This window comes from Streptomyces indicus, assembly GCF_900100315.1.
Taxonomy (GTDB): domain Bacteria; phylum Actinomycetota; class Actinomycetes; order Streptomycetales; family Streptomycetaceae; genus Streptomyces; species Streptomyces indicus.
Genome location: NZ_FNFF01000002.1, coordinates 461,880 through 481,493 on the forward strand (window position 1 = coordinate 461,880; position 19,614 = coordinate 481,493).

Here is a 19,614-nt window from a genome sequence, read left to right on the forward strand (position 1 = left end):
TCCCGAAACCGAGGGCTGCGCCCCCGGACCCCCGTATCGCGCCTTAAGGGCGCTCGTCCTCAATCGCCGGACGGGCTGAAATTTCAGCCCGTCCGGCGATTGAGGACATTCGAGCGAAGCTCGGATGCGGGGTCCGGGGCGCGCCCCGGTTTCGGGAAGGGGCGGGGCGGGGAAAACTCAGCCCTGCGTCAGGCCCGCCACCAGCTCGTCCGCAGCCGCATACGGGTCCAGCGCGCCCGAGGCGACCCGGTCCGCGAGGGCGGACAGGCGCTGATCGCCGCGCAGATCCGCGATCCGCTCACGGAGCGCCGTGACCGCGATCGTCTCGACCTCGCGGGCGGCGCGGGCCGTGCGGCGCTCGGCCAGCACGCCCCGCTCCTCCATCCAGGCGCGGTGCTTCTCCAGCGCCTCGACCACCTCGTCGACGCCCTCCGCACGGGACGCGACCGTCTTCACGATCGGGGGGCGCCAGTCGCCGGGGCCGCGGGACTCGCCCAGGCCCAGCATGTGGTTCAGCTCGCGGACCGTGGCATCCGCACCGTCACGGTCCGCCTTGTTGACGACGTACACATCGCCGATCTCCAGGATTCCGGCCTTCGCCGCCTGGATCCCGTCGCCCATGCCGGGCGCGAGCAGCACCACCGACGTGTCCGCCTGCGAGGCGATCTCGACCTCGGACTGGCCCACGCCGACCGTCTCGACGAGGACCACGTCGCAGCCCGCCGCGTCGAGGACGCGGATGGCCTGGGGCGCGGCCCACGCGAGGCCGCCCAGATGACCGCGCGTGGCCATCGAGCGGATGTAGACCCCGGGGTCCGAGGCGTGGTCCGCCATCCGGATCCGGTCGCCGAGGAGCGCCCCGCCCGAGAAGGGCGAGGACGGGTCCACGGCGAGGACGCCGACGCGCTTGCCCGCCCGCCGGTACGCCGTCACCAGCGCCGACGTCGAGGTCGACTTGCCGACACCGGGCGAACCCGTCAGACCGACCACGTAGGCGTGGCCGGTCAGCGGGGCCAGCGCGGCCATCACTTCACGCAGCTGCGGCGACGCCCCCTCGACCAGCGAGATCAGCCGGGCCACGGCCCGCGGCCGGCCCTCCCTTGCCTGAGCCACCAGCGAGGGGACGTCGTGCATCACAGCTCCAGTTCGTTCGTACGCAGTCGGTGAACCGAGATACGTCAGGCCTTGGGCACCCGCACGATCAGCGCGTCACCCTGACCGCCGCCGCCGCACAGCGCCGCCGCGCCCACGCCGCCGCCACGGCGCTTGAGCTCGAGCGCCAGGTGGAGCACCAGACGCGCGCCGGACATGCCGATGGGGTGGCCGAGGGCGATGGCGCCGCCGTTGACGTTCACCTTTTCCGGGGTCACGCCGAGGTCCTTCATTGACTGGACCGCGACCGCCGCGAAGGCCTCGTTGATCTCGATGAGGTCGAGGTCCTCGACCGAGATCCCCTCCTTCTTCACGGCGTGCTGGATGGCGTTGGACGGCTGCGACTGGAGCGAGTTGTCCGGGCCCGCGACATTGCCGTGCGCGCCGATCTCCGCGATCCACTCCAGACCCAGCTCGATGGCCTTGGTCTTCGACATCACGACCACCGCGGCCGCACCGTCGGAGATCTGCGAGGCCGTGCCCGCGGTGATGGTGCCGTCCTTGGCGAAGGCCGGACGCAGCTTGCCGAGGGACTCGGCGGTGGTCTCGGGGCGGATGCCCTCGTCCTTCGAGAAGATCACCGCGTCGCCCTTGCGCTGCGGGATCTCGACCGGGGTGATCTCGGCCTCGAAGATGCCGTTGGCCTGCGCGGCGGCGGCGCGCTGGTGCGAAAGGGCGCCGATCTCGTCCTGCTCGGCGCGGCCGAGGCCCAGGCGGGTGTTGTGCTTCTCCGTGGACTCGCCCATGGCGATGCCCTCGAAGGAGTCGGTGAGGCCGTCGTGGGCCATCGAGTCGAGCATTTCGATCGCGCCGTACTTGAAGCCCTCTCGAGACTTCGGCAGCACGTGCGGGGCGTTGGTCATCGACTCCTGGCCGCCCGCGACCACGATGTCGAACTCGCCGGCGCGGATCAGCTGGTCGGCGAGCGCGATGGCGTCGAGGCCGGAGAGACAGACCTTGTTGATCGTCAGCGCGGGAACGTTCATGGGAATGCCGGCCTTCACGGCCGCCTGGCGCGCCGGGATCTGCCCTGCCCCGGCCTGGAGAACCTGTCCCATGATCACGTATTGGACCTGGTCACCGCCGATACCGGCCCGCTCGAGGGCCGCCTTGATCGCGAAGCCGCCGAGGTCGGCACCGGAGAAGGACTTCAGCGAACCGAGGAGTCGCCCCATGGGCGTGCGCGCCCCGGAGACGATCACTGAGGTCGTGCTGTTCGTTCCAGACATGAGGCGTGGCCCCTTGCGAGATGAGGAGTGAACGAGGGTTTACTCGCAATGTACTGACCGGTACCCGCCTCGGTCACCGGGCGAAGAGTGTGATCGCGCGCACGTTGCGTAATCGCGGCCGAAGGCGCTGCACTAAGTGAATGCTGACGCGCATCGACCACATCGGGATCGCCTGCCACGACCTGGAGAAGACCGTGGAGTTCTACACCTCCACGTACGGCTTCGAGGTCTTCCACACCGAGGTCAACGAGGAGCAGGGCGTACGCGAGGCCATGCTCAAGATCAACGAGACCTCCGACGGCGGCGCTTCGTATCTGCAGCTCCTCGAGCCCATCCGCGAGGACTCCACCGTCGCGAAGTGGCTCGCCAAGAACGGGGAGGGAGTTCATCACATCGCGTTCGGCACGGCCGACGTGGACGCGGACGCCGCCTCCGTACGCGAAAAGGGCGTCCGTGTCCTTTATGACGAGCCGCGCAAGGGCTCGATGGGGTCGCGGATCACCTTCCTGCACCCCAAGGACTGTCACGGAGTCCTCACGGAACTCGTCACTTCCGCACCGGCGGAGTCCCAGGACCACTGACCTCGCCATTCGTCGCCCGGTAGGGTTAGGGGCGGCCGTCTGCCTTGCCGGGGGCGGCCGCTTGCCGGGGTCTCGATGCGGGGGACGGACGTCGGGGCAGCCGCCCCTGCTCCGCCGATGATCTGACACCATTCCCCGGGGGCCCCGTTCGGCGGATGGACAGGGCCCGGTTTGGAGAGTGTTGCGACCAGGGGACGGATGGGACCGCGCAGTGCGGGGCTACGAAGGCCAGGAGAGCAGGCGGCCGGCTGAGACCGACTCCCTCTCGCGGTTCGAAGCCGAGATGGACCGGCTGAAGAAGGACCGTGAGAAGGCGGTCCAGCACGCCGAGGACCTCGGCTACCAGGTCGAGGTGTTGCGCGCCAAGCTCCACGAGGCGCGCCGCAACCTCGCGAGCCGCCCTGCCTACGACACCGCTGACATCGGCTACCAGGCCGAGCAGCTCCTCCGTAATGCCCAGATCCAGGCCGACCAGCTGCGCATGGACGCCGAGCGCGAGCTGCGCGAGGCCCGCGCCCAGACCCAGCGCATCCTCCAGGAGCACGCCGAGCAGCAGGCCCGCCTGCAGTCCGAGCTGCACTCCGAGGCCGTGTCGCGCCGCCAGCAGCTCGACCAGGAGCTGGCCGAGCGCCGCAAGACCGTCGAGAACCACGTCAACGAGAACGTGGCCTGGGCCGAGCAGCTGCGCGCCCGCACCGAGCAGCAGGCCCGCCGGCTGCTCGACGAGTCCCGCGCCGAGGCCGACCAGGCCCTCGCGGCCGCCCGCGCCGAGGCCGAGCGGATCAACGCCGAGGCGCGCCAGCGCCTGACCGACGAGGCCGAGGCCGCGCGCACCGAGGCGCAGGAGATCCTGCGCCGGGCGCGCGCCGACGCCGAGCGCCTCCTGAACGCGGCGTCCACCCAGGCCCAGGAGGCCACCGACCACGCCGAGCAGCTGCGCTCCAGCACCGCCAGCGAGTCGGACCAGGCCCGCCGCCAGGCCACCGAGCTGAGCCGCGCCGCCGAGCAGCGGATGCAGGAGGCCGAGACGGCGCTGCGCGAGGCGCGCGCCGAGGCCGAGAAGCTGGTCGCGGAGGCGAAGGAGGCCGCCGAGAAGCGGATCGCCGGCGCCGAGTCCTCCAACGAGCAGCGCACCCGCGTAGCCAAGGAGCAGGTCGCCCGGCTCGTCAGCGAGGCCACCAAGGAGGCCGAGGCGACGAAGGCGCAGGCCGAGCAGCTGCTCGCCGACGCCCGCGCCGAGGCCGAGAAGCTGACCGCGGAGGCCGCCGAGAAGGCCCGCACCATCACGGCCGAGGAGTCGGCCTCCCAGCTGTCGAAGGCGGCCAAGACCGCCGAGGACGTCCTGACCAAGGCGTCCGAGAACGCGCAGGCGACCACCAAGGCCGCCCAGGAGGAGGCCGAGCGGATCCGCCGCGAGGCCGAGGCCGAGGCGGACCGGCTGCGCGGTCAGGCGCAGGAGATCGCCGAGCAGCTCAAGGGCGCGGCCAAGGACGACACCAAGGAGTACCGGGCCAAGACCCAGGAGCTGCAGGAGGAGGCGCGCCGGCTGCGCGGCGAGGCCGAGCAGCTGCGCGCCGAGGCCGTGGCCGAGGGCGAGCGGATCCGCGGCGAGGCGCGGCGCGAGGCCGTCCAGCAGATCGAGGAGGCGGCCAACTCCGCGGAGGAGCTGCTCGGCAAGGCCCGCGCGGACGCCGACGAGCTGCGCGGTGCGGCGACCACCGAGGCCGAGCGGGTCCGTACCGAAGCGATCGAGCGCGCCACGACCCTGCGCAAGCAGGCCGAGGAAACGCTTGAGCGCACCCGCGCCGAGGCCGAGCGGCACCGCACCGAGGTCGAGGAGCAGGCCGAGCGGATCAGGACCGAGGCCGAGGCGGCCGCGGCCAAGCTGCGCGAGGACGCCGAACGGGCCGTGGCGCAGCGGCAGTCGGAGGCGGCCGAGGAGCTGACCCGGCTGCACACCGAGGCCGAGCAGCGCATCACCGCCGCCGAGGCGGCCCTGGTCGAGGCCCGCGCCGAGGCCGAGCGGATCCGCCGCGAGGCCGCCGAGGAGACCGAGCGGCTCCGTACGGAGGCGGCCGAGCGCATCCGTACCTTGCAGACGCAGGCCGAGACGGAGGCGGAGCGGCTGCGCACCGAGGCCGCGTCCGACGCCTCGCAGAGCCGCGCCGACGCCGAGGCGTATGCCGTACGGCTGCGGACCGAAGCGGCCACCGAGGCCGAGCAGTTGAAGACCGAGGCGCAGGAGAGCGCCGACCGGATCCGCGCCGAGGCGCAGACCGCCGCCGAGCGCGTGGGCGCGGAGGCCGCCGAGGCGCTGCGCGAGGCGCAGGAGGAGGCGGGCCGGCGCCGGCGCGAGGCCGAGGAGCTGCTTGCGGCCGCGCGCGGCGAGGCCGACCAGGAGCGTGAGCGGGCCCGCGAGCAGGCCGAGGAGCTGCTCGCCTCCGCGCGCAAGCGCGTCGAGGAGGCGCAGGCCGAGGCCGTACGTCTGGTCGAGGAGGCCGACCGCCGCGCCACCGACCTCGTGGCCGCCGCCGAGCTGACGGCCCAGCAGGTACGGGACTCCGTCGCCGGGTTGCACGAGCAGGCCCAGGAGGAGATCACCGGTCTGCGCTCGGCCGCCGAGCACGCGGCGGAGCGCACGAGGACCGAGGCGCAGGAGGAGGCGGACCGGGTCCGTTCCGACGCCTACGCCGAGCGCGAGCGGGCCGCGGAGGACGCCGCGCGGCTGCGGTGTGAGGCGCAGGAGGAGTCGGAGGCCGCCAAGGCGCTGGCCGAGCGCACCACGGCCGAGGCCATCGCGGAGGCCGAGCGGCTGCGCACCGAGACCGCCGAGCACGCCCAGCGGCTGCGTACGGAGGCCTCGGACGCCATCGCGTCCGCCGAGCAGGACGCGGCGCGTACGCGTGCCGAGGCGCGCGAGGACGCCAACCGGATCCGCAGCGACGCGGCCGCGCAGGCCGACCAGTTGATCGGCGAGGCGACGGGCGAGGCCGAGCGGCTGCGCGCCGAGGCGGCCGAGACGGTCGGCTCCGCGCAGCAGCACGCCGAGCGCACCCGCAGCGCCGCCGAGCAGATCAAGGCCGACGCGGCGGCCGAGGCCGAACGGATCCGCAGCGAGGCCCAGTCGGAGGCCGAGCGCACCCTCGACGAGGCGCGCCAGGCCGCCAACAAGCGGCGCAGCGAGGCCGCCGAGCAGGTGGACAAGCTCGTCACGGAAGCGGTGGCCGAGGCCGAGAAGCTCACGGCGGACGCCGCCGAGAAGGCGCTCAAGACCGCCACGGACGCCGAGGCGCAGGCCGACACGATGGTCGGTGCGGCGCGGAACGAGGCGGAGCGTCTGGTCTCCGAGGCGACCGTCGAGGGCAACTCACTGGTGGAGAAGGCCCGTACGGACGCCGACGAGCTGCTGGTGGGCGCGCGCCGGGACGCCACCGCCATAAGGGAGCGGGCCGAGGAGCTGCGCGACCGGATCACGGGCGAGATCGAGGAGCTGCACGAGCGGGCGCGGCGCGAGTCGGCCGAGCAGATGAAGTCGGCGGGCGAGCGCTGCGACGCGCTCGTGAAGGCCGCCGAGGAGCAGCTCGCCGAGGCGCAGGCGAAGGCCAAGGACCTGGTCTCGGAGGCCAACTCCGAGGCGGGCAAGGTCCGTATCGCCGCCGTCAAGAAGGCCGAGCAGCTGCTCAAGGAGGCCGAGCAGAAGAAGGCCGAGACGCTGCGCGAGGCCGAGCGGGTCAAGGCGGAGGCCGAGGCCGAGGCGGAGCGCATGGTCGAGGAGGGCAAGCGCGAGCTGGACGTCCTGGTGCGCCGGCGCGAGGACATCAACGCCGAGATCTCCCGTGTCCAGGACGTGCTCGAGGCGTTGGAGTCTTTTGAGGCGCCGGTCGGCGGCAAGGACAGCGGCGTCAAGGCGGGGGCGAGCGTCGGGGCACCTCGTTCGGGTGGCAAGTCCTCGGACGGGTAGCGGGGCCGGGGCCGCGGGAGTTGGGTGCGCGGTGTGAAGGACCCGCGCTCCAGGCCACGTTCGGGTGACAATCCGGCGGCATGTCCGTGATGGCCTCGTTCGGGTGGCCTGCCCCGCAGTCGGTGGCGGGAGGCGCAAACCCCCTGCTCGGCAAGGACGTTCGACCCTGGCGCTGGCAAGCGGTCTCGGGCTCAGCCACTCAAAAGGGTGGGCATTCTCCAGATCAAACCGGCATACGCTCGATGACACGCCGCCCGGACCCCTAGGATTCCCTCTATCACCTCACCGGTCTCATTCGACAGGAACCCCATGAGCGACACTTCCCCCTACGGCTTCGAGCTTGTGCGGCGTGGGTACGACCGCGCTCAGGTGGACGAACGTATCTCCAAGCTCGTCTCCGACCGTGACAGTGCTCTGGCTCGTATCACTGCTCTGGAGAAGCGCATCGAGGAGCTCCACCTCGAGACGCAGAACGCCCAGGCCCAGGTAGCCGACGCCGAGCCGTCGTATGCCGGTCTCGGCGCGCGCGTCGAGAAGATCCTGCGCCTCGCCGAGGAGGAGGCCAAGGATCTGCGCGAGGAGGCCCGCCGCGCCGCCGAGCAGCACCGCGAGCTCGCCGAGTCGGCGGCCCAGCAGGTGCGCAATGACGCGGAGTCCTTCGCCGCCGACCGCAAGGCCAAGGCCGAGGACGAGGGCGTCCGGATCGTCGAGAAGGCCAAGAGCGATGCGGCCGGTCTGCGGGCCGAGGCGCAGAAGGACGCGCAGCAGAAGCGCGAGGAGGCGGACGCCCTCTTCGAGGAGACCCGCGCCAAGGCCGCCCAGGCCGCCGCGGACTTCGAGACCAACCTGGCCAAGCGCCGCGAGCAGTCCGAGCGCGACCTGGCCTCGCGTCAGGCCAAGGCAGAGAAGCGTCTCGCGGAGATCGAGCACCGCGCGGAGCAGCTGCGCCTGGAGGCCGAGAAGCTGCGCACCGACGCCGAACGCCGCGCCCGCCAGACGGTGGAGACCGCGCAGCGCCAGGCCGAGGACATCGTGGCGGACGCCAACGCGAAGGCCGACCGGATCCGTTCGGAATCGGAGCGCGAGCTGGCGGCGCTCACGAACCGCCGCGACTCGATCAACGCACAGCTGACCAACGTCCGCGAGATGCTCGCCACGCTCACCGGCGCGGCCGTGGCCGCCGCCGGCGCCCCGGAGGACGAGCCGGTCACGCGCGGCGTCCCGGCCCAGCAGTCCCGCTGACGCCAGGGTCGGACGTCGTCAGCACGGCTGACGTCAGAGCCGAACCTCGTCAGTCCGGCTGACCCCAGGGTCGTAGATCGTCGGGGAGCGCCCCCTGCCGCAGGGTTTCTGCGGTGGGGGGCGCTTTGTGTTGTGTGCGGGGAGGTACTTGGCGAGGTGCTCGGGCAGTAGGCCTGGGGGCTTCGGAAGCACTTCGGGTGCCGAACGACGGGCAGGGACCTGCGGGGGTGCAGGGGGCGGAGCCCCCGCAAAGGGTCCAGTGGGGCGAAGCCCGGCCATGCACCCGCGTCGCGGAGCGGCGCAGCGCCTCGGGGGTTCAGGGGGCGAAGCCCGCGGAGGGCGGGCGGAGCCTCCGCGAAGGGCCCGGGTAGGGCGAAGCCCGCCCATGCACTCGGCGTCGCGGAGCGGCGCAGCGCCTCGGGGGTGCAGGGGGCGAAGCCCCCGCGAAGGGCCGGTGGGGCGAAGCCCCGCCCATGTACCCGCGCCGCGGAGCGGCGCAGCAGCTCGGGGGTGCCCCCGCGAAGGGTCCGGTGGTGCCGAGCCGCGCCCACACCCAGGGCGGCGCGGAGCGGCGCAGCAGCTCGGCCCTGCGGGTCACGGCAACCCAAGTGGCAGCCCGGATCGTCCCGTTTTAGCGTGGCCGCATGATCGAGCTCGAGGGGCTGACCAAGCGGTACGGCGAGAAGGTGGCCGTCAACGACCTCACCTTCGCCGTGCGGCCCGGCATCGTCACCGGCTTTCTCGGGCCGAACGGTGCGGGCAAGTCCACGACCATGCGCATGATGCTGGGGCTCGACAACCCGACCGCCGGCGACGTCCGCATCGACGGCCGGCACTACGCGCAGATCAAGCACCCGCTGAAGTACATCGGCGCCCTGCTCGACGCGAAGGCCATGCACGGCGGCCGCAGCGCGTACAACCATCTGCTCTGTCTCGCGCAGTCCAACGGGATCCCCGACAGCCGCGTACGAGAAGTGCTCGACACCGTCGGTCTGACCGCCGTGGCCAAGAAGAAGGCCAAGGGGTTCAGCCTCGGCATGGGCCAGCGGCTCGGGATCGCCGGCGCACTGCTCGGCGACCCGCAGATCCTGATGTTCGACGAGCCGGTCAACGGGCTCGACCCCGAGGGCATCCACTGGATCCGCAACCTGATGAAGGGCCTCGCGGCCCAGGGCCGTACCGTCTTCGTCTCCTCGCACCTGATGAGCGAGATGGCGCTGACCGCCGACCACCTGGTCGTCATCGGCCAGGGACGGCTGCTCGCGGACATGTCCATGGCCGACTTCATCCGGCAGAACTCGCGCTCGTACGTACGGCTGCGCTCACCGCAGCAGGAGCGGCTCCGCGACGTGCTGCACGCCGAGGGCATCACCGCCGTCGAGGCCGGCAACGGCACCCTCGAAGTGGACGGCACCCCGGTGGAACGGCTCGGCGAGCTGGCCGCCCGGCACAGCCTCGTACTCCATGAGCTCAGCCCGCAGCAGGCCTCGCTCGAAGAGGCGTTCATGCAGCTCACCGCCGAATCCGTGGAGTACCACGCGCACTCCGACACCCGCGCGCCCGACACCTCCGGCTGGCAGCAGTCGAATCAGCAGTGGTCGCAGAAGAGGGAGCAGTGACCGATGTCTTCGACGCGTGTGCTGAAGTCGGAGTGGACCAAGATCAGGTCGGTCTCGTCCACGCCCTGGACCCTGCTGCTCGCCATGGTCTTCACCATCGGCCTCGGCATGCTGATCTCGTACTTCGCGTCGAACGACTTCGACAACATGGACGCGAGGGACAAGCTGACCTTCGACTCCACCGCGATCAGCTTCGCGGGCATGGGACTCGGGCAGCTGGCGATGATCGTGTTCGGTGTGCTCGTGGTGTCGAACGAGTACAGCACCGGCATGATCCGCACCTCGCTCGCGGCGGTTCCGCAGCGCGGCCGGTTCCTGTTCAGCAAGGTAGCCGTGGCGACCGCGCTCGCGCTGGTCGTCGGCATGGTCACCGCCTTCGCGGCCTTCTTCCTCGGCCAGGCGATGATGGGCGACCACAAGGTCTCCCTCGGTGACGACGGCGTCCTGCGCGCGGTCATCGGCGGCGGGCTCTACATGACGCTCATCGCGGTGTTCTCGATGGGCGTCGCCTCCATCCTGCGCAGCCCCATGCTGTCGCTCGGCATCCTGATGCCGCTGTTCTTCCTCGTCTCGCCCATCCTCGGCTCCGTATCCGCGACGAAGAAGGTCGCGCGGTATCTGCCCGACCAGGCGGGCCAGAAGGTCATGCAGGTGGTCGCGCCCTTCGACGACGACACCCCGTACGGCCCGTGGGGCGGGCTCGCCATCATGCTCGTCTGGGTCGTGGTGGCGCTGGCGGTCGGCTACCTGCTCCTGAAGAAGCGCGACGCCTAGAGCCCCTGCTGTCCCGCTCGAAGACCGGTCGCCTATCGCGTTGCGCCTGTGACCCCTGAGGTTCCCCGGATATCCGTCGGGCCGAACCTTCACAGATGGCCGGAACCGTCAACCGCTCGTTATCCTCCTTAGCTCCAAGGGGGACGAACTTTTCCGTGTGCCCCGACGACCTGTTCCTGACCTGTCGATGGGTGCAGCATGATCGAGGCAGTCGGCCTGACGAAGCGCTACGGCGCCAAGACGGCCGTGTACAACCTTTCCTTCCAGGTACGGCCCGGCGCCGTCACCGGCTTCCTGGGCCCCAACGGCTCGGGCAAGTCGACGACGATGCGCATGATCCTCGGCCTGGACAACCCGACGGCCGGTCATGTCACCATCGCCGGCCACCCGTACCGCAAACTCCCGAACGCGCCGCGCCAGGTCGGCGCCCTGCTCGACGCCAAGGCGGTGCACGGCGGCCGGCACGCCCGCAACCACCTCCTGTGCCTGGCCCAGCTCTCCGGCATCCCCGCGCGGCGCGTGGACGAGGTGCTCGGCGTCGTCGGCCTCCAGGACGTGGCCAAGAAGCGCTCCAAGGGGTTCTCGCTCGGTATGGGCCAGCGGCTCGGCATCGCCGCGGCCCTGCTCGGCGACCCGCAGGTGCTGCTCTTCGACGAGCCGGTGAACGGCCTGGACCCCGAGGGCATCCTGTGGGTCCGCAACCTCATGAAGGCGCTGGCCGCCGAGGGCCGTACGGTCTTCGTCTCCTCGCACCTGATGAGCGAGATGGCGCTGACCGCCGACCACCTCATCGTGATCGGGCGCGGGCAGCTGCTCGCCGACATGAGCGTGCGGGACTTCATCTCGGCCAACTCCGCCGACTTCGCCCGCGTCCGCACCCCCGACACCGAGCCGCAGGCCCGTGAGAAGCTCTCGGCCGCGCTCACGGAGGCGGGCGGGCACGTGATGCCCGAGACCGACGGCGCGCTGCGGGTCACGGGACTTCCCCTGCCGCGCATCAGCGACCTCGCCCACGAGTCGGACGTACGGCTGTGGGAGCTCTCCCCGCACCAGGCCTCGCTGGAAGAGGCGTACATGCGGATGACGCAGGGCGCGGTGGACTACCGCTCCACGGCCGACCAGAAGGCCGGCCTTCAGCAGCAACTGCCGGTGCAGCAGCCGCAGTTCCAGCCGCCGGTGCCCGGCCAGGGCCAGCACGGCTGGTACGCGCCTCCGCCGCCGCAGCAGGGTGGCCAGCCGTTCGCGATGCCGCAGGGCGCGCCGGGACAGCCCGGTGCTCAGGCGCCGAACCCGTACGCGCAGCCCGCCGGCGCCCCCGCGCCCCAGGCACCCGCCGCCCCGGCTCCCGCGGCCCAGGCTCCCGCCCCCACGGTGACCGCTCCCCCGGCGGCAGCTCCCTCCGTGCCGGCCGCCCCCGCGGCGCCCGCGCCCGCCGCGCCACCCGCCGACCTGACCAAGCCCGAGAACGACGAGAACGGGGCCGCCCGATGAGTAGCCCGATCAGCAGCCAGCCCCCGCAGCAGGCCCCGGCCGCCCCGACGCACCCGGCGCCCCAGGCACCGGCCGCGCAGCCGCAGGCCCCCCAGTGGCAGGGCGGCGTCCCCGCGCCGACCACGTACACCTCGCCGATCCCGATCCGCTCCACGCACCTCGGGCACGCCCTCGCCTCGGAGTGGACCAAGATCCGCTCGGTGCGCTCCACGATGTGGACGCTCGGCGTGATGTTCCTGCTCGTCATCGGTATCGGCCTGATGACCGCGGTCGGACTCGCCAGCTCCGAGTACACGCAGGTGCCGCTGCTCTCGGGCGGCCTGTTCGGTCTGATGCTTGGCCAGATCTGCATCGTGACGCTCGGCGTCCTGGTGATCACCTCCGAGTACGGCACCGGCATGATCCGTACGACGATGACCGCCTGCCCCGCGCGCGGCCGGGTGCTCGCCGCGAAGGCCGTGGTGTTCTTCGGCCTGTCCTTCACGATGACGCTGATCGCCACCACGCTGACCGCGCTGATCCAGTCGGCGATGCTCGGCGGGCGGCCGGCGGGCGAGTTCTCCAGCCTGCCCCAGGAGTCCATCGTCAACGGCGAGGTCATCGCCACCAACAGCGAGTGGCTGGCCGCGACCGTGGGCGCCGCGCTCTATGTCGCGCTGCTCGGTCTGCTCGCGCTCGCCGTGGGCGCGATGCTGCGCCACTCCGCGGGTGCGATCACGACGATGCTCGGCGTCATCCTGCTGCCGCTGCTCCTGGCCCTGTTCATGCAGATGGAGAGCCTGCGCGACCTCCAGGAGTTCCTGGTCGAGTACTCGCCGCTCAACGGTCTGGCCACGCTGTACCAGCTGCCGTTCATGGGCGAGGAGGGCTCGGGCAACGGCTGGGGCCTGCTCGGCGGCCTGGCCGTGGTGACCGTCGCGGCCCTGGCCGGCGCCTTCGCGCTCACCCACAAGCGGGACGTGTAACTCCCGCCCCGAGCCGGGCAGTTCGACGCCGGTACACCGGAACCGGCACTCCCGCGTCAGTACTTCGGCGCGTTACGGGACCGCTGCACCCTGGAGGTGCGGCGGTCCCTCGCGTTCCAGCACGCCTTGTGCCAGTGCCTGCGGTCGTCCACGCCGCCGTGCTGCGGCCAGGCCACCACATGCGGCACGCCCGAGGGGATCTCCTGGTCGCAGCCCGGGCACCGGTACGTCTTGCCCGCCGCGCTCGCGCCCGCCACGTGCCGTACGCGGTACTCCTCGCCCTGATGGTGCTCCGCGTGCTCGAACCCGCCGTAGCGCGTCCCGCTCTCCTCGTCGCCGCCTCGGCCGGATCCGCCTGAGTTCTTGGGGCGGTTCTTACGCGGGGACACCAGAACACCTCACCGGCTGGCTCGCGGCGGCCGCCCTCCCGGGCACCACCCGGAGCGGACGCCGCGGAAACGACGAATGACGAATACGGACCGCGGCCAAGCCTACGCGTCGAACAGGCGGGTACCCGCCCCGCACGAGGCATCCGATCACGGGCCGGCGGCCCCACAATGACGCACAAAGACCCCCGCATGTCCCCGGCAACTTCCCCGGACATCCGGTCCTGCGTAGCACAAGGAACCGGACGCTCGCACAACAAAGCACATCCGGCCTGGCCCACACGACGTTCATACGAAAATGGGCCAACCTTTATGCCAGGCCGTGCCTTTGGCACGTGTCATGCGTTGTTGCCAGGCAGGGGGAGTACCGCGTCGGCGCCAAGGAGGCAGAGCAGCGATGCGTGTGGGAAGTTTCGTTCTCGCGGCCCAGTTCCCGGGCCAAGGCCAGGGGGAGGCGCTGCACCGCGCGGTGCGCAGCGCGGAGGTGGCCGAGGAGGCCGGCCTCGACTCGGTGTGGCTGGCCGAGCACCATTTCGTGCCGTACGGGGTCTGCCCCTCGGCCACCACGCTGGCGGCGCTGCTGCTCGGCCGCACCCGGCGGATCCGGGTGGGCACCGCGGTCAGCGTGCTGCCCACCCAGCATCCGGTCCAGCTCGGCGAGCAGGCCGCGCTCCTGCACCTCACGAGCGGCGGGCGGTTCACGCTCGGTGTGGGGCGCGGCGGGCCGTGGGTGGACCTCGAGGTGTTCGGCGCGGGCATCGAGGCGTACGAGAAGGGGTTCCCGGAAGCCCTGGACGTGCTGCACCGCTGGCTCACCGAACCGCGGGTGGGCGCGGACGGCGAGCGGTTCCGCTTCCGTGAGGTGCCGGTGGTGCCGGCGCCGGACCAGGCGCTGCACGGTGCGCCGGGCCCGGAGCTGATCGTGGCCTGCACCTCGCCGTCGAGCGTCCGGCTCGCGGCCGGGCGCGGGCTCGCGATGCTGCTCGGGATGCACATCGGCGACGAGGAGAAGGCCGAGATGGTCGCGCTCTACCGGTCGGCCGCCCTCGATGCCGGGCGGACGCCGGACGAGGTGGCCGCGACGCAGCATGTGTCCGCGGGCGTGGCGCAGATCGCGGACCGTACGGTCGAGGCGGCCGAGACGCTGCTCAAGGCGATGCCGGGCTGGCTGAAGCAGGGCCTGGACGCGCATGTCACGGTGGACGGGCGGGAGCGGAAGATGCGCGACCCGCTCGCGTACACCCGGCTGCTGTGCTCGCTGCACCCGGTGGGCACGCCGAAGCTGTGCGCGGACCGGCTCGCGGCGACGGCGGAGCGTACGGGCATCACGCGCTTCGCGCTGCTCACGGAGGGCTCGGGAGATCTGGACTCGACCGAGGAGAACCTGCGGCGGCTCGGGGGCGAGGTGCTCCCCCAGCTGGCTTGAAAGCGGCCCTCTTCACGGGCCATTGGCGACCGGAGACCGGTGGGGGCTGCCGCCCCGGATACACCTCCCGCGTACGAGGCGGCAGCAACAGGCGTCAGCAGTCCCGCAGTTCAGGTGACTGGTTCAGCAACTGGCCGCGGATCGAGGTGAAGCGGGCCAGCCTTTCGTCGGCCTCGGGGCCGGCGGGGAACACGGCGACACGGTGGCAGTTCTGGAATGCCAGGCGCACTCCGAAGTGGCGCTGGAGCGCACCACGTATCGCGTCGCTTGCCAGGGCGCGCAGCAGCTGACCGCGCTCCTGCTCACTCGGCGGCGGGGTCTGGTTGTCGGCGAACTCTCCTCCGTCGACCTCCAGCTGAGCCACCAACGAGCTGATCATCTCCCATGCGTACGGCAGGGAAGTCCGGACGCAGTCGACGAATTCCGCTTCATCGACCTCGCCTCGCTCGGCCTGTGCCAACAGAGCCGGTGAGACGTCGAGCGACATGGGTTCTCCTCTCGCGCCCCCGGGGAGCGGGGGCTCACGGATAGGTGCGGAAATCGCCTACGCAGCGTGCACGCTTCGCGACCTCCTGCTTCCACGGTAGGCAACGCATCGGTCGCGCACCAGGAGAAGGCGGCCACAACCGGCCAATAATCAACCAAGGTTGAACAGGGGCAAGCCGGGAGATACCCCGGCGCACCGGAGCGCCGCGCTTCCGGGACGCCTCGTGCCCGGTTCCTGTCCGCCTCCGGTTTCCGGGGCGAATCGCGCGAACCGTGCCGCGTCGAGTAGCGTTGCCGACCATGCGTCTCGTCATCGCCCGCTGCTCCGTGGACTACGCGGGCCGGCTCACCGCCCACCTCCCGTCGGCTCCCCGCCTCATCCTCGTGAAGGCGGACGGCAGTGTCTCCATCCACGCGGACGACCGCGCCTACAAGCCGCTGAACTGGATGTCGCCGCCGTGCACCCTCAAGGAGGACGAGGATGTGTGGACGGTCATCAACAAAGCGGGCGAGAAACTGATCATCACGATGGAGGAGATCCTGCACGACTCCTCCCACGAGCTCGGTGTGGACCCCGGCCTCATCAAGGACGGCGTCGAGGCGCACCTTCAGGAGCTGCTCGCCGACCGCATCGAGACGCTCGGCGAGGGCTACACCCTGATCCGCCGCGAATACCCCACCGCCATCGGGCCGGTGGACATCCTGTGCCGCGACGCCGAGGGTCAGACGGTCGCGGTGGAGATCAAGCGGCGCGGTGAGATCGACGGTGTCGAGCAGCTCACGCGCTACCTCGAACTGCTCAACCGCGACCCGCACTTGGCGCCCGTGCGCGGTGTCTTCGCGGCCCAGGAGATCAAGCCGCAGGCCCGCGTCCTCGCCACGGACCGCGGCATCGGCTGCACCGTGCTCGACTACGACGCGCTGCGCGGCATCGAGGACGACAAGCTGCGGCTGTTCTAGGGCCGCTCTTTCCTGTACGCAATCTGAACGCACAAAGCGCCGTGTCCCCCGGAGGTTCCGGGAGGCACGGCGCTCTGCCGTGTGGACGCAGCCTCAGGCCACGGTCCGCCTCAGGCCACGGTGGACGCGCTCGGCGAGTCCGAGGCAGGGCTGCTGGCCGACTCGCTCCTGGACGGGGAGCTCGAGACCGGGGCGCTGGCCGTGTCGGAGTTCTGCGGCGAGGACGGCTCCTCGGTGGGCGGATCCGTCGGCGGGTCCGTCGGAGGGTCGGTCGGCGGATCCGTGGGCGGGTCCGTCGGCGGATCGGTCGGCGGGTTCGAGGACGTCGGCGGCTTCGTCGTGGGCTTGTCCGTCGGCTTCGTCGGCTTGTCCGAAGGCTTGGTCGGGCTGTCCGAGGGCTTGTCGCTCGCCGACGGACCGTCCGAGGGCTCGTCGCTCGACTCCGGCGGCGTCGGGTCGTCGGAGGTCCCGATCACCCCGTCCTCGCCCGGATCGGTGGGCCGCCGCGTGGAGTCGGCCGCCTCGTCGTCCTTGTCGGGCTGGTCGGCGGGCAGTCCGTCACCGCCGTCCTGCTCACTGGCGGTCTGGTTGGGCCGTACCCGGTTCGACGGGTCGTCGTTCGAGGTGGCGCCGAGCGTCACGACGGTGCCGAGCACGGCTGCGAGCAGCGCGCCCGCACCCGCCGCGACGAGGTTGCGCCGGGTGCCGCTGAGCACGGCGCGTCCCGCACCGGACTTGGGGCGCGGGCCGCCCGCGACCGGAGTGACCGGCCGGCTGATCATCGTCGGCGGCTCGGACTCGGGTCCGGGCAGCGCGAACGCCGCCGGTACGCCACCGGGCGGCGAGGCCGACTCCTCGTAGCGCGCGTCCGGCACCTCTTCACCGGCCGGCGTACGGCCGCCGTGCAGCACTCCCCCGGACCGGTCCGCGACCAGCGCCAGGGCTCTGCGCCCGGCGACCGTGCCGCGCTTGTCGGCGAGCGCGCCGCGCAGCCCGATGGAGGCCTCCAGCTCGGCGCGGGCCCGGTCGAGCTGGCCGCCGAGCAGCGCGAAGATCCCCAACTCGTGGTGGAAATACGCCTCTTCGGCCACTTCGCCGGATACGCGGGCCGCCTCCTGCCCGGCCCGCAGCACCCGCTCCCACGCGCCCCAGTCGAGCCCCGCGGCATAGGCGGGAGCCGCGGTGCGGGCGAGCAGGACGGCGGAACTGGCATGGCCGGAGTCGGGCGCGGCGAGCAGGAGCGCGAGCGCCGCGAGCGCCGCCTCGGCCTCGGCCGCGGCCCGTTCGGGCGTGACCGAGGGGTGGCCGGCCCACCAGGCGTAGTGCTGGGCGGCGGTGTGCGCGAGCTCCACGCGCTCCTGCTGCGTCGCGGCGTAGCCCGCCGCGGTCAACTGGGCCTGTACGCCTGCCGCGAGCCGCCAGCGCGGGCCGACGGGCGTGACGAGGGCGACGGCGGCCAGCTCGCCGAGCGCGGCGTCCGCGTGCGTGTCGCCCACGAGGGCGGGCAGATGGGCCTGGTGCGGCACCTCGCCGCCGAGCGCGACGGCGAACTTCAAGGTGGTGCGGGCGGATTCGCTGAGCCGCGAGGCGAGCAGCTCGGCGGGCGCCGCGCCCTCGGCGAGGGTCGGCAGCGGTACGTCGTGGCCGTCCTCGGCGTCGAAGGGCGCGTCGACGGGGGCCTCGGCGTAGTACCCGTACTCGTCGAAGGCGGTGGGGTCGGCGCGCAGCAGGTCGCGCTGCCGCAGCAGGGCGCCGGCCTGCACGAAGCGCAGCGGCAGCCCCTCGGACTCGAACCAGAGGTCACCGGCCCAGCCGGCCTCGTCGTCGGTGAGCGCACGGCCGACCGCGCGCTCCAGGAGCTCGAGGCCGGCGCTGCGGCTGAGCCCGCCGAGGAAGACCTCCTCGATGTGCGAGTCGGCCGAGGGCGCGGGTATCTCGGGGGTCGCGGCGAGCAGGAAGGCGCACTCGGGCGTGGCCTCCAGGAACTCGTCGAGCGCGCTGCCGCCGAACTCCAGGTCGTCGACCACGACCACGGCGCCGATGTCACGGACGAGATCGAGCAGCTGGGCGCGATCGGGGCGGTGCAGCGGCGACTTGTAGACGGCTGCGTACAGATCGAAGAGCAGCTCGGCGGGGCCGCGCTTGTGCCCGTTGAGCCGGATGACCCCGTCGGGCGCGAGGTCCAGGCAGTCCTCGGCCACGGTCGTGAGCAGCGCGGTACGGCCGGATCCGGAGGGTCCGGTGAGCCGTACGGAGCGCCCGCGGGCGAGCAGCCGGACGAGCCGCTCGCGCTCCTCCTGGCGCTCCAGGAGCACGCGGCGCGGCTGTTCGGGGCCGGGCGGTGCCGGCGGTACGGCGGCGCGGGCCAGTTCGGTGCGCTCGGCGAGCGTGAACTTGACCGGGCGCGGCGGCAGTTCTCCCGGCGGGCAGGGTTCGATCTCGCTGCCGTCCACCGGGTTGACCGTGAGGAGGAAGTCGCCGGACACCAGCTGCACCGTGCGCGCGGGCACGGGGCTGCCGAAGTCGGGCGTGATGGCATCGCGGGGCGGGCGCTGCGGTGTGCCGCCGCCCCCCGCGTCGTAGCGGTCCTCGTATCGGTCCTCGTCGTGACCGAAGTCCTGCGGTCCCCGGTTCGTCGGGTCCATGGTCAAAGCCCCCCAAAAGCGGATGTGCCTCGGCTTCCCCGGCCTTTCGCACACCACACTGTCGCTTCTGGTCCGGTGCTCTCTTGTGAGTGAGCGACCGAACCTTAGACCTTCGCTCAGTATCGCGGAACAGCCGGGGTGCCGCGCCGTCCAGGACGTCACAGTCTCGTGAGGATTGTGCGAGTGCGGTGACTTGTCCGGGCTTATCGGACGCGCGCCTGCTTGTCGGACGCGTGCAGCTTGTCGGACGCGCGCAGCTTGCCGGACGAGTGCAGCTTGCCGGACCCACGCCTCTTGCCGGACGGGAGCTGCTTGCCGTACGCGCGCTGCTTCTCGGACCGCCGGGGCACGGACCTACAGAGGATGCGCCCCGATCCCGCCTTCGATCGCGAGGATGCGGTGCAGGCGCGTGGCCACCAGGAGGCGCTGCATCTGCGGCGGCACATTGCGCAGGACGAGCCGCCTGCCGCAGCGTCCGGCCTGGCGGTGCGCGCCCATGATCACACCGAGTCCGGTGGCGTCGAGCGCGTCGAGGCCCGCGAGGTCGAGCACGAGATCGCCGGCCCCTTCGTCCAGGGCGGAGTGCAGGACGGTCCGGGCGTCCGCCGCGCTGCGGACGTCGAGGCTGCCCCCGACGGCCAGCTCGGCATGGTCGCCCCTGATGTACATATGCGCTCCCCGGAGTGGTCCGTCATGG

16 protein-coding genes are annotated in these 19,614 nt (G+C 72.0%); 9 read left to right on the forward strand and 7 right to left on the reverse strand.

Annotated elements, in window-relative coordinates:
• Window positions 1-177: 177 nt before the first annotated feature.
• Entirely contained in the window at window positions 178-1,134 is a 957-nt protein-coding gene (meaB, locus tag BLT97_RS08635) for a methylmalonyl Co-A mutase-associated GTPase MeaB (protein WP_093608171.1), read from the reverse strand.
• Between the two features lie 44 nt (window positions 1,135-1,178).
• Window positions 1,179-2,381 carry an acetyl-CoA C-acetyltransferase gene (locus BLT97_RS08640; protein WP_093608172.1) on the reverse strand — a complete coding sequence of 401 codons (1,203 nt, stop codon included), beginning with the start codon at window positions 2,379-2,381 and terminating at the stop codon, window positions 1,179-1,181.
• Between the two features lie 140 nt (window positions 2,382-2,521).
• Between BLT97_RS08640 and mce the strand changes: the two genes are divergently transcribed.
• The 7 genes from mce (at window position 2,522) to BLT97_RS08675 (ending at window position 13,014) form a co-directional block, all read left to right on the forward strand.
• The gene (mce, locus tag BLT97_RS08645; RefSeq protein WP_093608173.1) at window positions 2,522-2,962 is read left to right on the forward strand and encodes a methylmalonyl-CoA epimerase; all 441 of its coding nucleotides are present in this window, start codon (window positions 2,522-2,524) and stop codon (window positions 2,960-2,962) included.
• Window positions 2,963-3,173: 211 nt separating this feature from the next.
• The gene (scy, locus tag BLT97_RS08650) at window positions 3,174-6,923 is read left to right on the forward strand and encodes a polarized growth protein Scy (protein ID WP_093608174.1); all 3,750 of its coding nucleotides are present in this window, start codon (window positions 3,174-3,176) and stop codon (window positions 6,921-6,923) included.
• A gap of 309 nt (window positions 6,924-7,232) precedes the next feature.
• Entirely contained in the window at window positions 7,233-8,165 is a 933-nt protein-coding gene (locus tag BLT97_RS08655; protein WP_093608175.1) for a coiled-coil domain-containing protein, read from the forward strand.
• Window positions 8,166-8,809: 644 nt separating this feature from the next.
• A complete protein-coding gene (locus BLT97_RS08660) occupies window positions 8,810-9,784 on the forward strand; it encodes an ABC transporter ATP-binding protein (protein ID WP_093608176.1) in 975 nt (324 codons plus the stop codon).
• A 3-nt stretch (window positions 9,785-9,787) separates the two neighbouring features.
• Window positions 9,788-10,558: an ABC transporter permease gene (locus BLT97_RS08665; protein ID WP_093608177.1), complete on the forward strand. Its 771-nt coding sequence runs from the start codon at window positions 9,788-9,790 to the stop codon at window positions 10,556-10,558.
• Window positions 10,559-10,756: 198 nt separating this feature from the next.
• Complete coding sequence (locus BLT97_RS08670; protein ID WP_093608178.1) at window positions 10,757-12,049, forward strand: ABC transporter ATP-binding protein; 1,293 nt, start codon at window positions 10,757-10,759, stop codon at window positions 12,047-12,049.
• The gene (locus BLT97_RS08675; protein ID WP_093608179.1) at window positions 12,046-13,014 is read left to right on the forward strand and encodes an ABC transporter permease; all 969 of its coding nucleotides are present in this window, start codon (window positions 12,046-12,048) and stop codon (window positions 13,012-13,014) included. The genes BLT97_RS08670 and BLT97_RS08675 overlap by 4 nt, the downstream gene beginning before the upstream one ends.
• 56 nt (window positions 13,015-13,070) lie before the next feature.
• Here BLT97_RS08675 and BLT97_RS08680 read toward each other — a convergent pair whose 3' ends face one another.
• A complete protein-coding gene (locus tag BLT97_RS08680) occupies window positions 13,071-13,403 on the reverse strand; it encodes an ATP/GTP-binding protein (protein WP_093608180.1) in 333 nt (110 codons plus the stop codon).
• A 394-nt stretch (window positions 13,404-13,797) separates the two neighbouring features.
• Here BLT97_RS08680 and BLT97_RS08685 point away from each other — a divergent pair, with 394 nt between their 5' ends.
• Window positions 13,798-14,826, forward strand: a complete 1,029-nt coding sequence (locus tag BLT97_RS08685) for an LLM class flavin-dependent oxidoreductase (RefSeq protein WP_093608181.1) — start codon at window positions 13,798-13,800, stop codon at window positions 14,824-14,826.
• A gap of 94 nt (window positions 14,827-14,920) precedes the next feature.
• Here BLT97_RS08685 and BLT97_RS08690 read toward each other — a convergent pair whose 3' ends face one another.
• A complete protein-coding gene (locus BLT97_RS08690; RefSeq protein ID WP_093608182.1) occupies window positions 14,921-15,313 on the reverse strand; it encodes an SCO5389 family protein in 393 nt (130 codons plus the stop codon).
• A 299-nt stretch (window positions 15,314-15,612) separates the two neighbouring features.
• Here BLT97_RS08690 and nucS point away from each other — a divergent pair, with 299 nt between their 5' ends.
• A complete protein-coding gene (gene nucS, locus BLT97_RS08695) occupies window positions 15,613-16,272 on the forward strand; it encodes an endonuclease NucS (RefSeq protein WP_176953699.1) in 660 nt (219 codons plus the stop codon).
• Between the two features lie 110 nt (window positions 16,273-16,382).
• Here the strand turns inward: nucS and BLT97_RS08700 are convergent, their stop codons facing one another.
• The 3 genes from BLT97_RS08700 to BLT97_RS08705 form a co-directional block, all read right to left on the reverse strand.
• A complete protein-coding gene (locus BLT97_RS08700; protein WP_093608184.1) occupies window positions 16,383-18,917 on the reverse strand; it encodes an ATP-binding protein in 2,535 nt (844 codons plus the stop codon).
• A 203-nt stretch (window positions 18,918-19,120) separates the two neighbouring features.
• Window positions 19,121-19,267, reverse strand: coding sequence for a hypothetical protein (locus tag BLT97_RS37805; RefSeq protein ID WP_176953700.1), 147 nt, complete (start codon window positions 19,265-19,267; stop codon window positions 19,121-19,123).
• A 4-nt stretch (window positions 19,268-19,271) separates the two neighbouring features.
• Window positions 19,272-19,586, reverse strand: a complete 315-nt coding sequence (locus tag BLT97_RS08705) for an STAS domain-containing protein (RefSeq protein ID WP_093608185.1) — start codon at window positions 19,584-19,586, stop codon at window positions 19,272-19,274.
• Between the last annotated feature and the right edge of the window lie 28 nt (window positions 19,587-19,614).

What these genes read in the sequence shown, in the direction of transcription:
- BLT97_RS08685 (WP_093608181.1), top strand. Translation starts at nt 13,798, where the DNA reads ATGCGTGTGGGAAGTTTCGTTCTCGCGGCCCAGTTCCCGGGCCAAGGC.
- nucS (WP_176953699.1), top strand. Translation starts at nt 15,613, where the DNA reads ATGCGTCTCGTCATCGCCCGCTGCTCCGTGGACTACGCGGGCCGGCTC.
- BLT97_RS08670 (WP_093608178.1), top strand. Translation starts at nt 10,757, where the DNA reads ATGATCGAGGCAGTCGGCCTGACGAAGCGCTACGGCGCCAAGACGGCC.
- BLT97_RS08640 (WP_093608172.1), bottom strand. Translation starts at nt 2,381, where the DNA reads ATGTCTGGAACGAACAGCACGACCTCAGTGATCGTCTCCGGGGCGCGC.
- meaB (WP_093608171.1), bottom strand. Translation starts at nt 1,134, where the DNA reads ATGCACGACGTCCCCTCGCTGGTGGCTCAGGCAAGGGAGGGCCGGCCG.
- BLT97_RS08655 (WP_093608175.1), top strand. Translation starts at nt 7,233, where the DNA reads ATGAGCGACACTTCCCCCTACGGCTTCGAGCTTGTGCGGCGTGGGTAC.
- BLT97_RS08675 (WP_093608179.1), top strand. Translation starts at nt 12,046, where the DNA reads ATGAGTAGCCCGATCAGCAGCCAGCCCCCGCAGCAGGCCCCGGCCGCC.
- BLT97_RS08660 (WP_093608176.1), top strand. Translation starts at nt 8,810, where the DNA reads ATGATCGAGCTCGAGGGGCTGACCAAGCGGTACGGCGAGAAGGTGGCC.
- mce (WP_093608173.1), top strand. Translation starts at nt 2,522, where the DNA reads ATGCTGACGCGCATCGACCACATCGGGATCGCCTGCCACGACCTGGAG.
- BLT97_RS08705 (WP_093608185.1), bottom strand. Translation starts at nt 19,586, where the DNA reads ATGTACATCAGGGGCGACCATGCCGAGCTGGCCGTCGGGGGCAGCCTC.
- BLT97_RS08690 (WP_093608182.1), bottom strand. Translation starts at nt 15,313, where the DNA reads ATGTCGCTCGACGTCTCACCGGCTCTGTTGGCACAGGCCGAGCGAGGC.
- BLT97_RS08665 (WP_093608177.1), top strand. Translation starts at nt 9,788, where the DNA reads ATGTCTTCGACGCGTGTGCTGAAGTCGGAGTGGACCAAGATCAGGTCG.
- BLT97_RS08700 (WP_093608184.1), bottom strand. Translation starts at nt 18,917, where the DNA reads ATGGACCCGACGAACCGGGGACCGCAGGACTTCGGTCACGACGAGGAC.